14 protein-coding genes are annotated in these 14,684 nt (G+C 40.5%); 7 read left to right on the top strand and 7 right to left on the bottom strand.

Annotation, left to right across the window (positions count from 1 at the left end; all coding sequences use genetic code 11):
• Positions 1-68: 68 nt before the first annotated feature.
• Complete coding sequence (locus B9A52_RS00410) at positions 69-1,535, top strand: sulfatase-like hydrolase/transferase (RefSeq protein ID WP_084118432.1); 1,467 nt, start codon at positions 69-71, stop codon at positions 1,533-1,535.
• A gap of 181 nt (positions 1,536-1,716) precedes the next feature.
• A complete protein-coding gene (locus B9A52_RS00405; protein ID WP_084118431.1) occupies positions 1,717-3,033 on the top strand; it encodes a hypothetical protein in 1,317 nt (438 codons plus the stop codon).
• A 53-nt stretch (positions 3,034-3,086) separates the two neighbouring features.
• Here B9A52_RS00405 and B9A52_RS26060 read toward each other — a convergent pair whose 3' ends face one another.
• On the bottom strand, positions 3,087-3,431 hold the full coding sequence (locus B9A52_RS26060) for an alpha/beta hydrolase family protein (RefSeq protein ID WP_231955426.1): 345 nt from the start codon (positions 3,429-3,431) through the stop codon (positions 3,087-3,089).
• A 37-nt stretch (positions 3,432-3,468) separates the two neighbouring features.
• Positions 3,469-3,996, bottom strand: a complete 528-nt coding sequence (locus tag B9A52_RS26055; RefSeq protein WP_231955420.1) for an alpha/beta fold hydrolase — start codon at positions 3,994-3,996, stop codon at positions 3,469-3,471.
• A 577-nt stretch (positions 3,997-4,573) separates the two neighbouring features.
• Here B9A52_RS26055 and B9A52_RS00395 point away from each other — a divergent pair.
• Positions 4,574-5,221: a peroxiredoxin gene (locus tag B9A52_RS00395; RefSeq protein ID WP_084118430.1), complete on the top strand. Its 648-nt coding sequence runs from the start codon at positions 4,574-4,576 to the stop codon at positions 5,219-5,221.
• Between the two features lie 666 nt (positions 5,222-5,887).
• A complete protein-coding gene (locus B9A52_RS00390; RefSeq protein ID WP_084118429.1) occupies positions 5,888-6,364 on the top strand; it encodes a cupin domain-containing protein in 477 nt (158 codons plus the stop codon).
• A gap of 149 nt (positions 6,365-6,513) precedes the next feature.
• On the opposite strand, the gene B9A52_RS00385 is transcribed toward B9A52_RS00390, so the two are convergent.
• Together B9A52_RS00385 and B9A52_RS00380 are read right to left on the bottom strand one after the other, a co-directional pair.
• Positions 6,514-7,290, bottom strand: coding sequence for a phosphatidylinositol-specific phospholipase C/glycerophosphodiester phosphodiesterase family protein (locus B9A52_RS00385; protein WP_084118428.1), 777 nt, complete (start codon positions 7,288-7,290; stop codon positions 6,514-6,516).
• Between the two features lie 57 nt (positions 7,291-7,347).
• Positions 7,348-8,151: a phytanoyl-CoA dioxygenase family protein gene (locus B9A52_RS00380; protein ID WP_084118427.1), complete on the bottom strand. Its 804-nt coding sequence runs from the start codon at positions 8,149-8,151 to the stop codon at positions 7,348-7,350.
• Between the two features lie 124 nt (positions 8,152-8,275).
• Here B9A52_RS00380 and B9A52_RS00375 point away from each other — a divergent pair, with 124 nt between their 5' ends.
• Positions 8,276-9,124 (top strand): AraC family transcriptional regulator, encoded by an 849-nt coding sequence (locus tag B9A52_RS00375; RefSeq protein WP_084118426.1) that lies wholly within the window; start codon positions 8,276-8,278, stop codon positions 9,122-9,124.
• Between the two features lie 115 nt (positions 9,125-9,239).
• Positions 9,240-10,568, top strand: a complete 1,329-nt coding sequence (locus B9A52_RS00370; RefSeq protein WP_084118425.1) for a GntP family permease — start codon at positions 9,240-9,242, stop codon at positions 10,566-10,568.
• A 7-nt stretch (positions 10,569-10,575) separates the two neighbouring features.
• Here B9A52_RS00370 and B9A52_RS00365 read toward each other — a convergent pair whose 3' ends face one another.
• Both B9A52_RS00365 and B9A52_RS00360 read right to left on the bottom strand, forming a co-directional pair.
• Positions 10,576-11,373: an SDR family NAD(P)-dependent oxidoreductase gene (locus tag B9A52_RS00365; RefSeq protein ID WP_084118424.1), complete on the bottom strand. Its 798-nt coding sequence runs from the start codon at positions 11,371-11,373 to the stop codon at positions 10,576-10,578.
• A 10-nt stretch (positions 11,374-11,383) separates the two neighbouring features.
• Entirely contained in the window at positions 11,384-12,049 is a 666-nt protein-coding gene (locus B9A52_RS00360; RefSeq protein ID WP_231955418.1) for a 6-phosphogluconolactonase, read from the bottom strand.
• A 184-nt stretch (positions 12,050-12,233) separates the two neighbouring features.
• Between B9A52_RS00360 and B9A52_RS00355 the strand changes: the two genes are divergently transcribed.
• Complete coding sequence (locus tag B9A52_RS00355; protein WP_084118422.1) at positions 12,234-13,412, top strand: sialidase family protein; 1,179 nt, start codon at positions 12,234-12,236, stop codon at positions 13,410-13,412.
• 7 nt (positions 13,413-13,419) lie between these two features.
• Here B9A52_RS00355 and B9A52_RS00350 read toward each other — a convergent pair whose 3' ends face one another.
• Positions 13,420-14,658, bottom strand: a complete 1,239-nt coding sequence (locus B9A52_RS00350; protein WP_084118421.1) for a polysaccharide deacetylase family protein — start codon at positions 14,656-14,658, stop codon at positions 13,420-13,422.
• Between the last annotated feature and the right edge of the window lie 26 nt (positions 14,659-14,684).

Here is a 14,684-nt window from a genome sequence, read left to right as displayed (position 1 = left end):
ATGTGTTTCTTTAAGTGACATTAGCATTAAAAAAAATTGGCAAAGACCACTCTTCTAAAAATAATTCCATGAAATCATTTACCGATTCTCTACTCATTACCCTTTTAATTTTGATGTTTTCCTGTACCCAAAAAGAAACTATCAGACCAAACGTCTTATTTCTTTTTGCAGATGACCAAAGGGCGGATGCCTTGGGTATCAGTGGCAACAAACATATCCAAACTCCCCATATTGACCAGCTGGCCAAGGAGGGAAGTTATTTTACCAATGCTTATGTAATGGGAGGACATCATGGAGCCATCTGTGCGCCGAGCAGGGCAATGCTATTGAGCGGAAAAAGTCTATTCAATGTTTATGACCGTCTCAAGGGTGTGGAAACTATGCCGATGCGATTCGGTAATCATGGCTATGTAACTTTTGGGACCGGGAAATGGCATAATGAAAAAGAGGCTTTTGAGGCCTCCTTTCAAAAGGGCAGCCGGGTCTATTTAGGTGGCATGGCAGATCATTTCAATGTTGCGGTCAGAGAACTTTCTGAAGATGGCATTCTTTCAGAACCTATCAAGAGGGGTTTTTCAACTGATCTATTTGCCGATGCAGCAATTGGATTTATAGATGAGTATTCTTCTTCAGGTGAGGAAAAACCCTTTTTCTGTTATGTTTCCTTTACTGTGCCCCATGACCCCTACTCTCCCAAACCTGAATATATCGGCAAGTATAGGGAAGGATCACTTCCGCTGCCAGAGAATTATATGCCTTATCATCCATTTATTTTTGACCACATGACTGTGAGGGATGAAAATCTAACTTCCTGGCCGAGAAAACCGGAGGTTATCCAATCCATATTGTCTGATTATTATGCGTTGATCCACCATTTGGATGATCGTGTAGGAGATATTGTGGAGGTATTGAAGAAGAATGGGCTTTATGACAATACCATCATAGTCTATGCTGCCGATAACGGTCTCGCCATAGGGAGCCATGGATTATTGGGCAAGCAGAATCTTTATGAACACAGTACCAAAGTCCCGGTCATACTCAAAGGCCCTGGAATTCCCGAAAATGCGCAGTTTGATGCATTCGTTTACTTATATGATTTATATCCTACCTTGGCGGAATTGGCAGGAGTTCCATTTCCGGAGGGGATTGACGGGTTCAGTTTGGTGGATGTTTTAAACGGAACCATCAATGAAGTTAGATCTTCCATATTTACTGCATACCGTCATACGGTACGGGCTGTAAGGGATAAAGAATGGAAGCTCATCAGGTATCCTGAAAGGGATTATTCCCAATTATTCAACTTGTCGGATGATCCCCACGAAATGAAAAATCTAGCTGAGGACATTCAATATGAAAAGAAAAAAGAGGAATTAATGGGGCTTTTAGAAGAGTGGCAAAGGGAATCAGGAGATACTGCCAAATTAAAAGCATCCCAAATATTGCCATTGGGATATGATCCGGATACATTGAAAAGAAAACCTGACCAAAGGCAACCCTCTTATACACTGGAAAAATATTTTAACGTGAAGGAGTAATCAGGATTTTTTGGCCATTTAAATAAGAGAACAAAATGACAAAGTGTGCATTATAGGATTAACCTGGTTTGCATTAAGCCTGTCAAAACACAGAAGAGGTTTTCACTAAGTCAATAAAATTTCAGTTATTTCTATTGTGCCTTTACTTTTTTATATTTATAGGTATACACCAAATAATCCTATGAATACTAAACGGCTTATCATTAGTTCCCTTGTCCTTTTTGCTTTTGAAGCATGCCAGACCAAAAATCAAAATTCCGAATTGCTTTCAATGGAAACATTTGAAGTTCCAAAATTCCGTCTTATCGAAACCGATACCTTTCATTTCAATAATTTTGTTGACTGTAATATGGCCGAAGTATGGATTGGGGATACCTTACGGATTTTTCCAGGAAAATATGGAGAGGACCCGGTTTGGGGGTTTGCTGAGGATTTGAAGTTTGCTTCCGGTTTCAATGCTGATGAGGTTTTTTCTTCCCCTGCATCTGCTTACATCGCTCCTAAATTACCGAAAAATGCATCTCTAGGCCAGCCCGGGCTTCATGGAGCCGTTTGGTTTGAGACGGTGTACCAGGACCAAAGAGACACGAGTGGCAAAACTTTGTATGCCATATATCACAATGAAAATTATCCGGAAACCTTGCCTTTCGATCCGGAAACCGGGGAAGGTTATATTGACAAAGATTGGCCTTTGGGATTGACAGAACGGATTACTCCTGCCGCGGTATGCCGCATCGGGGTAATGAAATCCACAGATGGGGGTTGGTCCTGGGTAAACAAAGGTCTGTTTTTGGAGGATAAACAACCGAGGATGATTTTAAAACCACACAATATTTCCAAAACATTTGCCGGTGGTGTAGGTGACCCTTCCGCAGTGGCAGTTGGCGAATACCTGTATTTGTTTTTTGGGGAATATGGTTATCCGGGAGTATATGACGCCCAAAATTATGACCCTTTGGTTGAGGCAAGCGGTCAATGTATCAGCATTGCACGGATTAGTTTAGATGATTTGGATGATCCTCAAGGCAAGGCAAAACGATGGGATGGGACAGGGTTCAATGCAGCTTGGGATGGTATAGGAAAGCCTGTGGCATCCTTGCAGATACCAGTTTCAGAAGGAGGAGGGCCGGCTTCCTCTCCTGGAGGAGGGTTCCATTGGGGACCCTCTGTAAGTTGGAACGATTATTTGGAATGTTGGGTCATGCTTATGGGAAGAGTGGATGGACAATCCTGGGTTGGAGATAAGTTGTATATTTCTTTCAATCCAAATAGAGATTTGGGAGAAGGTACAAAATCCCAAGCTTGGACCAAACCCCAACTATTGGTTGAAAAGCCAGGACATGTTCTGTGGTACCCCTCTTTACAACCCTTGAATACAGCAGGAGATATTGAAAATAAGTACACCAGTTTGCGATTGGGGAAAAAGGCACGCCTATTTTTCAAATTTTCAGATTTAGGGAAATATATGTCACTGTATGAGGTGGAGTTTGAGAATTGACGGACGAGAGCTAAATTGTTTGTTTTTTTTAAAAATCAGCAGACAGCTTTGGGCTAAGAAACCTCTTTAATCCTTTCCCCGATATATTGCATGGCGTGGGGATAGGTTTCTATACCATGCCCAACATTTTGAAATATTTTGATGTCCTTTAACTGTTTGATGTGCTTCTTGGCATTTTCAATGGATTTTTGATATGGGAATAATAAGTCCTTGTCCCCTAGAAGGAGGTAAGTGTCCACTTTTACTTTTGCTAGTTCTTGGTTCATGTAGTAAGGTTTCTGGGTATTGTCCTTATAGCGACTGATAGCAAATACTTCATAGTCCACCAGCATTTTCTCTGAATGGGGCGAGAGTTGGTGGTTGGGCTTTGCAAAAATGGCCTTATCCAAAAATCTCAAAACATTTCGAGGTTTAGGACTTAGTATGGGTAAAATGTTATAGAAAAGGTTTGTCAAACCGAGTGAAAAAAAATTGAAGACAGCCTGGATTAAGAAGAAATGCTGCTTTTATTTTTCCAGGATTGGTAATTCCAAGTTTCATACAGATCAATCCCCCAAATGAGGCTCCGGCAATAAATGCTTTTTTAATTTCTAACTTGTCAAAAACTTCATTGGCCCAAATTCCATAATCCAAGGTTTTGATATCCGGTGTGGTCCCATCGCTCAGATTTGGCAAACCATTCGTTTCTACCAAAAAGATCCTAATTTTTTGGTTCAGGTTGTCCAGACCCCTATCAAAATCCCAAATCAAAGCTGTCGTCCTGGCGCCTGGGAAGATCACTAAAGTCTCCAGTTTCGGATCAGCGGAATTTAAACCCCAGACTTGGGTGATTCCAAGTGATGTTTTGACCTCGATCCGCTCGTATTTTCTTTGATTAGCTTTTTCAAGTTGTTTTACCCAATGTTCAAAATATTCTCTATCCCTGATTTCGTCTTTGAAATGGGATATTGGTTTTATCTTCATGGGGTACCATTGGCTTTTTGCATTTGGCAAATCTTTATGAAGTAGTCAAAAAACAAAAACGGGAAAAACTCTTTCGAATTTTTCCCGCTTCATGACTTGAAAACCATAGTCCTCAAACCATGCCAAGCTACAGTTATTATGACTTTTCCCCAGTTACCCGAGTGCTTAACTTTAGATTTCAAACTCTGGCAATCTCCACCTTTCGGTTTCGAGGCTTGAATTCAGTACTTCTGCGGTAAACCGTCTCAGACTTTCAACCCTAAAGTTTCAGTCCCTTTGCACCTTCATCACGAGTTTTGGATCATTGTCTGAAATTTTACTTTCAGCCTTTTATCTCTCACTTGATATAATCAAATTTAGATGATAATTAACTGAAATACTATTTATTACCAAGTTATTTTTCAACAACTTTCCCACCAATTTTCAGCTGAAATCACATAGTTATCCACATATATGAGCCATAGATTTTACCTATGGAATATTAATCCTTATTGTGACTTTTGTCTCCTTTAGAAAGTTTAGTTAACCTGATATTTGATTATCAAAATTTTAGTAAAGGATAAAAAAACATATAATCATGAATGAACAAGAAGTATTTACTATGCCAAGAATTGGGGATCTGGCCCCTGATTTTAAAGCGATGACTACAACGGGTCCTATACAGTTTTCGCAATATATTAAAGACAGCTGGACAGTCCTGTTTTCCCACCCTGCTGATTTCACTCCTGTTTGTACCACAGAAATGAGCGGTTTTGCTTTGGAACAAAAATTCTTTGATGAGCATGATGCCAAGTTGATTGGATTGAGCATTGATTCCATTCACTCGCATATTGCCTGGGTAAACAATGTCAAGAAGAATACCGGGGTTTTGTTTGAATTTCCGATCATTGCCGATATCGACATGAAAGTTTCAAAACTCTACGGTATGTTGCAACCTGGGGAAAGCGAAACTGCTGCGGTCAGAGCCGTATTCTTTATAGATCCGACCGGAAAAATAAGACTGATCATGTACTATCCTTTGAATGTTGGTAGGAATATGGATGAAATCAAAAGAGTTTTGATAGCCCTTCAGACCGCAGACAAATATAAGGTAGCCATGCCATTGGATTGGAGACCTGGTCAGAAAGTGATTGTTCCGCCGCCAAAAACTGTAGCCGAAATGATCGAAAGAGAAGCAAGTGATTATGAAATGGTAGATTTCTACCTCGCAAAAAAGGATATTTAAACTATTTTTGATTAGAAAAAAGAAGCCCTATGAACCATATTTCATAGGGCTTCTTCAATTTTTTCTTATTGTTTTTATTCTCTCAGAGGAATGGTTTTAATAGACCTCCAATAAACGTGTTTTCTTAGTTTGGAATCTTCTTATATTTCGCTTGGGCTGTCGAAGCTGTAAAATCAGTTGGGTAAAAACAAAAACGGGAAAAACTCTTTCGAATTTTTCCCGCTCCATGACTTGAAAACCATAGTCCTCAAACCATGCCAAGCTGCAGTTATTATGACATTTCCCCAGTTGCCCGAGTGCTTAACTTTAGATTTCAAACTCTAGCAATCTCCACCTTTCGATTTTGCGCCTTGATTCCAGTATTTCTGTGGTAAACCATCTCAGACTTTCAACTTTGAAGTATCAGCCCCTTTGTACCTTCATCACGAGTTTTGGATCGTTGTCTGAAATTTTACTTTCAGCCTTTTATCTCTCACTTGATATAATCAAAGCTAGCATTTAATAACCTGTTTATCAATAATATTTATACTTTTTTCTCCACAATTTTCCCACATATATTTCATAGAAATCACAAAGTTATCCACATACTTAAAGTGCCATTCAGTCGGAAACAGTTTGGGTTCTTTTTTGGAAATTATGGTATCTTTAACCATTAAACACTTGCAAATGAATCGTATCCAACAACTCGTTGAAGCATTGAACTTGAAACCTCATCCTGAGGGAGGGTTTTATTCAGAAACTTACCGGGCAAATTCAGCTGTTGAAACTCCAAATGGTTCCAGATCTTTGGTGACTTCTATCTACTTTCTTTTGACCTCATCTGATATTTCTAAGTTCCACAGTATTGCCGGGGAAGAAATATGGTTCCATCATGAAGGGAGTCCCCTTACCGTTCACCTCTTGTCTGACAGTGGCTATGAAAAATTATTGGTTGGGCCAGTGGATTCAAAAGGTCATCAACCCCAACAATTGGTTCCGGAGGGGGTGATTTTTGGTTCAACCGTTGAAGAGGAGAATTCTTATGCTTTGGTTTCCTGTATGGTTGCCCCCGGTTTTGATTTCAGGGATTTCAAGTTGTATGGTGAAGAGGAATTGTTGGAAAAATGGCCAGAGCATGTTGACATAATTGAGAAATTAACTTAATTGGCATAGGAGTCAAACAAGTGAAGGCAATTGATTTGGTCGATTCTAATGTTTTCTCAAACTATCTGTCGGGCCTGATTTATCCGTTTTTTTTGCACGCAGATGACGCTGATTTAATGGATTTACGCTGATATCGGTAGCTGTGAAATTCAAAAGTTTTTATCCAGATTGCTTAAGTATTGATCTGCTTCGTAGGGCATGTCCGTATTGATATAGTCTATGCCAAGGTCATAAAATGCTTTCCAGGCTGATTGTGAATCGGGAGTACCCCAAAATCTTACCGGTTTTCCAAAGTTATGTACCTGTTGGATAAAAGAAATCAGCTTTTCCTTTTCCCGTTCGACAATACTTCCTTCTCCGTTCCAAACAGAAAACTGCCGGAAATTCAAACTGACCATTCCGATCTTTCCCCAAGGAAGCTGATCATTCAAGATCCTACTTTGATAATCAAAAAGTATCCAAGAGGGATAATCATTATAATCTTCCACTTTCGGCCTGTTTCCTGACACGATGATCTTCAACCCGTTTTGATTGGCGGGTGAATATAACATCGGTTCAAATTCTTTCAACTGTTTGACCAATAGCTCCAAAGTGGCATAGGCTTCGGTTTTGATGTCAATCATTAAGTGAAATCCAAACTCATCTACTAGACTAAGTTCTTTAGCCTTTTGGATAGGAGCAAGGTATAAGCTTTTCAAAGTCCTTTCTTTTTTGATAGTTGCCCTTTCATGGGCTACCATCAGTTCCCCATCCTGAAGAATCACATCTGCTTCAATAGAAGCGCAATCTGCTCCGAATGCTTCCCAAAAAGGGACTTTTCTTAGATAGTCGTTGTGGGAATGGAGTTTAAAGGATTTGCGTTCCTGGGCTATAGAAAATTGGAAAACCAAAAAAGAACAAAGGATGAGGAAGAGAATTTTTTTCATAACTGGAATTGTAAAAAAAATGCTTCTTGAAAGTTAATTTTTGGTAATATTTGCTCACTATTCTACAACGGGATTCAAAGGGCTATCAATCTCCTTACCTATCTCTGCCCCGGGGCACCAGGTATTCCAGTCATTGATCTGATTGGCATTTTCCGGGTTTTTGAGTTTGGATTTGGCATCCATGTAGATAATGGTCATTACTTTTCTGACCTGATCGGTTTGATTGGCTCCGGCCCTGTGAAAAACCCAACCAGAATGAAAACTGACCTCGCCCAAATCAAAAGGTTCAATGACATGCTCAAAATTATTGATGCGGAGATTTTTTTTAATCTGAACCTCTGATTCGTCTCCTATGGCCAATTCCCTTCCAAATACAATCTGATGACTTTTTGCCGAAAATTCCAATGCCCCCATTTCGAGGGGTGTCTCCTGTAAAGGAATCCAAGCAGTGATGGTCTTGTCGGTATCGATCGGCCAATAGTATTGGTCTGCATGCCAGGGAGTGATTCCTCCTCCCGGCTCTTTGAACAATGCCTGATCGTGGTAAATCCTGACTCTCTCACAATCCATCAAGTCTGCAGCGATCTGTCCCAACCTTTTACTCAGGACCAACTTGGCCACTTCCACATTTTCCCTCCAAAGATTGAATATCTGCAAAAATGCTTTGCCGTAAGTATCCCTTTCATCTAAAGGAGCTTTTTGCTTGTTCAGTTTGTCCACTTCCTTACTGATGATCTCATTGAAATGGGCGATCACCTCAGGACTCAATACATTTTTAAGTTTGATAAAGCGGTTTTCCAGATAAAATGCTTTTGCTTCGTCTGAGACAGGATAGGTTTCTTGGAGTAAAGGGAAGTTCATGGTCTATTGGTTTATACAAAATTACCATAGTTAGCAGAATTTCATTTATCTGATTTTATGTTTTGATTAACGTATATTGCACTAATTTTAAGAAATAATAGGTAGATGATAGTAATATAAGTCAATGAGGCCAAAACTCGAACTGATTCCCGATTTATCCCTTCAAAAATCATTTCAATTTCTGAAACTGGAAACTGAGGGATTTCCACATCAATGGCATTATCATCCTGAAGTGGAATTGACCTATATCATTCAGGGTAGGGGTATCAGATATGTCGGGGACAATATCAGCTCATTTAAGGAAGGTGATTTGGTATTGCTGGGTGAAAATTTGCCCCATTCTTGGGTTTCGCAAGGAGAACAAGTTTCAAAAATTCAAAAAGCATTGGTCTTTCAGTTCCCAATTATCCTGATCAACTTTTTTCCAGAACTCAGAAATTTGAGCGAGTTTATTTGTCAGGCTAAAAATGGTTTTCATTTTCCTTCTCCGGATAATGAGTTGGTCAAAAAGATGCTTGAATTTGAGTTCTTAACTTCCAACCGGCAATTGTATGTGCTTTTTGAAATCCTTGAAAAATTAGCTATTTCAGAAAAGATTCGATTATCAAATAGTGAAATTCAAACTCAAAATACGATTTCCAAAGAACTTGGTAGGATGGAGCAGGTAAAGAAGTTTTTGCATGAACATTATCACGAGCCTTTGGAATTGGATATTATGGCGATGATGATGCACATGACTCCTACCTATTTCTGCAGTTGGTTTAAAAGGACCATGGGTCATACTTTTATCACCTATCTTAATAAATTGCGTATCGAACATGCTGCCAGATGGCTTATCGGAACAGAAAAGGATGTGTCCGAGATCGCATATGAGGTAGGCTTCCAAACTGTAACACATTTTAATAGGGTATTCAAAAAGGAAAAAAAGACAAACCCCCAGTCATTCAGAGCGATTTTTAAAAACCGTAATTGATAAGTTTATTTTAATTGGATGCGTGTACTAAGATGGATTATTGGAATGAAGACTTAAATAACTCCTTTATTTTCTTAATTTAACCTATCTTTTCAAACCAAACCATAAAACCCAAATGCTGATACTTTTGACAATCCTCTTCGCCTTGGTACTGATATTAGTGGCCATTGTCAAATTTGATATCCATCCATTTTTAGCCCTTTTTGTTGGTGCCATTGTGTATGGATTGGTTTCAGGGATGTCGACAGAACTTATCCTTAAATCTATTTCTGATGGTTTTGGGGGTGTTTTGGGAAATATAGGCTTATTGATTCTATTAGGGGTGATTATGGGGACCTTCCTGGAAAAAACCGGAGGGGCTTTGGTCATAGCGGAAAAGATTCTCTCTTGGATTGGTCAGAAATCAGTCACCAAGGCCATGCTCATCTGTGGTTATATCCTGTCTATTCCTGTTTTTGGAGACAGTACCTTTATCATGCTGAATCCCATCAGCAAATCTCTTTCCTTAAAAAGCAAGGTACCCTACGCTGCTACGACTATTGCAGTTGCTTTGGGTGCTACAGCCAGCCATTCTTTGGTTCCGCCTACTCCCGGTCCAATTGCGACAGCAGGTATATTGGAAGCAGATTTGGGAATGATCATCTTTTGGGGGATAATCGTCAGCTTGATTGCGCTTATTCCGGCTTATTTTTTTATCAAGAAATATGTATCAAAAATCCCCTTAGAGCCTATTTTGGCGGAAATTGATTTGAATACAGTTGCGGCTAAAGCCCCGACTGCTACAAAATCCTTTCTTCCGGTCATCGTTCCACTGGTCCTGATTATCTTGGCGTCAATTGCAAAATATCCCTCTAAACCATTTGGGGATGGTGAATGGGTTTCTATTATTGAATTCGTGGGCAGTCCAGTCATTGCGCTTTTATTGGGGGCAGTTTTATCTTTTACACTTCCTACCAAATTTGACCGCAAACTCTTATCTGCCAGTGGTTGGATGGGGGAAGCTATTCGGATAGCAGCACCTGTTATTTTGATTACCGGGGCAGGAGGGGTGTTTGGGAAAATGCTTCAAAATTCAGGAATAGGTGATTTGGTAAGTCAAAATATGAGCGGAGCGAGTTGGGGTATATTTCTGCCTTTTTTGATTGCTTTTTCTTTGAAAACAGCTCAGGGTTCATCCACAGTTGCCATGATAACCACTGCATCGATCATTGCTCCTTTATTGGTGAGCTTGGGATTGGATTCCGAAACTATGAAAGTGTTTACGGTCTTGTCAATCGGTGCCGGTGCTATGGCCATTTCCCATGCCAATGACAGTTTTTTCTGGGCAGTCACCCAACTTTCAGGAATGTCCATCCGACAGGGAAACAAGACTCACAGTTTAGGTACTTTGATTTTATCCCTTACGGCAATTTCTGTGATTTTCATTATTACGCTGTTCCATTAGAAAATAATCAACGTGCTGTCCAACCTCCGTCTACAGTTATCAGCGAACCGACCATATAGCTTCCCGCCTCACTTGCCAACAAAAGTGCTGCCCCTTGGATTTCTCTGAGCTCAGCCCATCTTTCCAGGGCAGTCGCACCGACGATAAATTTCTTTCCTTCCTCTGTATTTGCAATCGGGACATTCATGGCTGTCAGAAATGGACCCGGACAAATGGCATTGACCCGGATTCCAAATGGCGCCAACTCCAAACCCAAAGCCCGTGTCATTTGGACCACGGCCCCTTTGCTGGAAGTGTATGGCGTCCTGTTTGCCAGACCGACTATTCCAAGCGTACTGGCCAAATTGATAATACTTCCCTTTTTGGCATTTTTCATATATGGGGTCACTGCCCTATTGCAAAGCCAAGTTCCGGTGACATTGGTATCCATGACTCTCGAAAAATCTTCTAAGCTTAGTTCGTCTATAGGTCCCCGGATATTGATTCCGGCTGAATTGATCAAAATATCAATCTTACCAAAGGCATCCATAGCAGCTTTGGCCATGGCCTCGGTCTGCTTTTGATCCGAAACATCTGCCGAAAATGCAATGGATTTAACATCATAAGCCCGGGATAATTCTCTTGCAGCAGCTTCTCCTTCATCAAGATTCCGGCTTACCAACATGATGTCCGCACCTGCTGAGGCCAATCCCGCAGCCATTGCTAATCCAAGTCCTTTTGAACCACCTGTGATGATGGCTGATTTTCCTTTCAGGTCAAAAAGCTTGATTCCCGGTAGCTTACTGTATTCTTCTAAGTTTTCCATAAAATTATTTTTAAAGACTTGAGTTATCAATCAAACATTCCACATTGGGATGCATCCAAAGAAAAGATGCCGGACATTGGGTAGTGATTTTTTTAGACAAAATCTGATCAATGGCGGTCTGTTTGCCTTTTCCTGTCACCAAGAAGATTATTTTTTTGCTTAACAAAATATCTCTCATACCAACACAAAGCCCATAAGCAGGTTCGCTTCCTTGCGATAAAGCCGGGTCATGTTGGATGGTTGATGCAGCCAATTTCGCTTTGTGAAATTCCGGTACTAAATATTCATTCGGTTCATTGAAAGCAATATGGCCGTTTTTTCCCAATCCCAGGATACAGATATCGAATGGTCCATTTTGTGAGATAAAGTTTTGCATGCGGCCGATCTCCTGAACCACAATTTGGGGTGCAGTATCAAAACCCGTGTAACGAGCGTCTGGAATTTCCAAAGGATCCAACAGATGCTTTTGAAGATAGCTTTCGCAGGAATCAGGATGGGAAAGTGGGATGATTCCCCATTCATCCATTTTGACCACCTTCATTTTATGGAACATTTCTTTATTCTCAGCCATCCCGGCATACATCCCTGTAGGCGAATTTCCTGTGGCGGCACAAAAAAGCAAATCAGGTTTGCAAGAAACCTCCTCTATCACTATTTGAGCTGCTATTTGGCTCATATTTTGGTAATCATTGCAGTAGGTAATTTTCATGTATTTAAAATGGATTTTGAGAATTAATCGGATGTTATTCAAAATATAACATTTAAATACTACCTGAAAAAGGAGAATTAAAGAGAGGGGCGTATGAGATGAGCAACGGATTTTAAATAAATACTTTATTTTTAACCAAATTTCTTGATCTATGTCTTATACCGTTAAGTTTCTCGGGCCATTATTACTATTTCTATTTGCAGCATTCGTAAGTAATGCCCAGGAAACCATAGTATTCGAAGGTGGAAAAGAAGGCCATGCCATTTATAGGATTCCTGCCATCATTTCATTGCCCAATGGCGAACTCATGGCTTTTGCTGAGGGCAGGGTTCATGGGACAGATGATTTTGGAGATATCAATCTGGTGATGAAAAGAAGTATGGATCAGGGACAGACTTGGTCTTCTTTAAAGATGCTGGTAGATTATGACTCCCTTCAGGCTGGTAATCCCGCCCCTGTAGTGGATCTACATGACCCCAAATATCCCCAAGGTGTGATCTACCTGTTTTTCAATACCGGAAACAACCACGAGTATGAAGTAAGAATGAATCAGGGTGTCAGAGAAGTTTGGATGATGAAATCATTTGACTTGGGAAATACTTGGGAAGAACCTCTTAACATCACCTTACAAACACACAGGCCAAATAATCCTCAATTCAACCCAAATTATAACTTCAAAGAAGATTGGAGACATTATGCCAATACACCCGGACATGCTTTTCAGTTTCAGGAAGGAAAATTTAAGGGTAGGATATTTGTGGCAGCCAATCATTCCGTAGGTCCTCCAAAGGATAATTTCGAAGAATATCAGGCCCATGGATTTTTCACAGATGACCATGGTAAAACTTTTCAACTTTCTGAATCCATTACCTTCCCAGGCTCAAATGAATCCATTGCTGCCGAATTGTCTGACAATAGGATGATTATGAGCATTCGGAACCAAAGAGGTGATATCCGAAATAGGATATTGGCTTATTCCAGCGATGGTGGTACTTCTTGGGATACAGCATATTTTGAAGAATCCCTTCCTGACCCCGTTTGTCAGGCCTCTATTTTACCGATTGGGATGAGGAATGGGAAGACGGTACTTGCACATTCCAATGCTGCGGACCCAAATCACAGGAATAACCTGACCATCAAAATCAGCTACGATGAAGGAAAGACCTGGTCAAAATCCATTTTGGTAGACAGAACAGATGATCCAAAAAAATCTTCCTGGACAGCTTACAGTGATTTGGTAAACCTTGACCAAAATACGGTTGGCATTCTGTACGAAAGGGACAATTATACGGAGATTGTTTTCAAACCAATTACTTGGGATAAAGAATGATCATCATTTAGTCTTTCCTGATCAATGTGAGCTCTCTTAAATCCAAGATCGCCCCATCCTCTTCAAAAGCTTCATTGGATTTAAAGATTACTTTTCCATATCCTTTTTTCAATGGGATTGTTCCTATGGATTTTTTTTGGAAAGTCTCCCATGAACCCGATTTTTCAACTATTCCCAACAGTTTTTCTTTTCCGGCAGTCAAAATAAATTCTTTTCCGGCTTCTTCATCAGAAACTGACCAATCCAGCCAGACTTCATAGTTTCCATCCATAGGTACATCTACTTCCCACACCACGCTATCATTGGAGGTGAACCATCCAAAAGCTTTCCACTCCGGCATATATTGAATGGCTGGGCCAATTCCTCTGCCATTTTCAGCGGTTAGTCGCAACTGACCATCTACGGATGGTCTGACCAGTTGGGGTATATTCATGGTGTCGGCAATAGCAAGCCTTGTTTCATTTACATACTTGGCGATCGTACCAATTGGAGCGATCCAGATTCCGTTGGAAGGGTCATTGGCATAAGCTGCCAGTTTTTTCAGCATGCTCAGGCGAGTTGTTTGATTTCCTGAATGATCCGTTTCATGTCCTGCAAGTACCAACCATTGGCCGTTTTTGGAAGCAGATTCGATCAATGGCAATATTTCCTCAAATTCCTTTTGATCCATTTCCATACCGGTCAATTGTGCCAAGTCAGCATAAATCGGGTCAGACGGAGCTTCATCCATCCAACCTCTTCCTGCCAAGAACATCTCTGAAATCAAGGGCACTAAACTTTGGGTATGTATTCCTTTTCCGACAAATTTCTCCCCACAGGGATAGGCATACACCTTGGGAACAACTCCCAGAAGTTTTTCGATTTCCGCACTTGCCTGTACCAACTCCGCCCTCATTTTATCCAGGGTATAGTTTTCCAATGCCCGTTCTCTTGACCAAATAAAATTTCCGCTACATGGATGCATAATGGAATGGTTACCTATTTCATGGCCGTTAGCTACAGCCTTTTTCCAGTTGTTAAGGTCTTTTTTCACACTGGCAGGAATTACAAAAAAAGTGGCTTTGATTCCGTATTCATCCAAAAGTGGAATCCCTAAACTCGTATTGCTGGCCCTGGCATCGTCAAAACTCAAACTAAGCGCCATCTTCTTCCCATCAGGCCAGGGGAATTTTTGGCCTTGCGCTAAGGTCTGATTTACAAAAGCCAAGAGAATTAAGATTTGAATGAGGATATGATTAGATTTCATGTCAATCGTTTTGAGGTTAAAGATTG

Origin of the sequence: Aquiflexum balticum DSM 16537 (assembly GCF_900176595.1) — a bacterium.
In the GTDB taxonomy this organism is placed as follows: domain Bacteria; phylum Bacteroidota; class Bacteroidia; order Cytophagales; family Cyclobacteriaceae; genus Aquiflexum; species Aquiflexum balticum.
This window is presented reverse-complemented; position numbering and strand designations above follow the sequence as displayed.

Bases quoted from the DNA above. Each gene is read 5' to 3' on its own strand.
- B9A52_RS00410 (WP_084118432.1), top strand. From the start codon at position 69: ATGAAATCATTTACCGATTCTCTACTCATTACCCTTTTAATTTTGATG.
- B9A52_RS00405 (WP_084118431.1), top strand. From the start codon at position 1,717: ATGAATACTAAACGGCTTATCATTAGTTCCCTTGTCCTTTTTGCTTTT.
- B9A52_RS26055 (WP_231955420.1), bottom strand. From the start codon at position 3,996: ATGAAGATAAAACCAATATCCCATTTCAAAGACGAAATCAGGGATAGA.
- B9A52_RS00395 (WP_084118430.1), top strand. From the start codon at position 4,574: ATGAATGAACAAGAAGTATTTACTATGCCAAGAATTGGGGATCTGGCC.
- B9A52_RS00390 (WP_084118429.1), top strand. From the start codon at position 5,888: ATGAATCGTATCCAACAACTCGTTGAAGCATTGAACTTGAAACCTCAT.
- B9A52_RS00385 (WP_084118428.1), bottom strand. From the start codon at position 7,290: ATGAAAAAAATTCTCTTCCTCATCCTTTGTTCTTTTTTGGTTTTCCAA.
- B9A52_RS00380 (WP_084118427.1), bottom strand. From the start codon at position 8,151: ATGAACTTCCCTTTACTCCAAGAAACCTATCCTGTCTCAGACGAAGCA.
- B9A52_RS00375 (WP_084118426.1), top strand. From the start codon at position 8,276: ATGAGGCCAAAACTCGAACTGATTCCCGATTTATCCCTTCAAAAATCA.
- B9A52_RS00370 (WP_084118425.1), top strand. From the start codon at position 9,240: ATGCTGATACTTTTGACAATCCTCTTCGCCTTGGTACTGATATTAGTG.
- B9A52_RS00365 (WP_084118424.1), bottom strand. From the start codon at position 11,373: ATGGAAAACTTAGAAGAATACAGTAAGCTACCGGGAATCAAGCTTTTT.
- B9A52_RS00360 (WP_231955418.1), bottom strand. From the start codon at position 12,049: ATGAGCCAAATAGCAGCTCAAATAGTGATAGAGGAGGTTTCTTGCAAA.
- B9A52_RS00355 (WP_084118422.1), top strand. From the start codon at position 12,234: ATGTCTTATACCGTTAAGTTTCTCGGGCCATTATTACTATTTCTATTT.
- B9A52_RS00350 (WP_084118421.1), bottom strand. From the start codon at position 14,658: ATGAAATCTAATCATATCCTCATTCAAATCTTAATTCTCTTGGCTTTT.